This window comes from Xanthomarina sp. F2636L (genome assembly GCF_026410195.1).
Taxonomy (GTDB): Bacteria; Bacteroidota; Bacteroidia; order Flavobacteriales; family Flavobacteriaceae; genus Xanthomarina.
This window is the reverse complement of sequence record NZ_JAPMLM010000031.1, coordinates 1-232: the sequence shown is the minus strand read 5'-3', so window position 1 is coordinate 232 and position 232 is coordinate 1. Positions and strand designations below refer to the sequence as shown.

Genomic DNA, 232 nt, shown 5'->3' with positions numbered 1-232 from the left:
CCAAGGTCTGTCATGGCTGGTACATCATCGATACACTCAACAGTAACAGCAGCCGGAGCAGCATCAAATACTGGACTTGTTGTATCTTGAATAGTTATAGTTTGAGTAGCAGAAGCTGGATTACCACAAGCATCTGTATACGACCAAGTACGAGTAATAGTTCCTCCACAAGTATCACCAGATAAAGCAGAATCAGAACCAGTTACAGAACCAGAGCCATCACAATTATCTG

Annotated in this window: 1 protein-coding gene; it reads right to left on the bottom strand. The window is 42.7% G+C overall.

Features of this window, described 5'->3' with window-relative positions:
* The coding region (locus tag OS191_RS00140) for an HYR-like domain-containing protein (RefSeq protein WP_267153682.1) at positions 1 to 232 on the bottom strand (232 nt) is incomplete at both ends.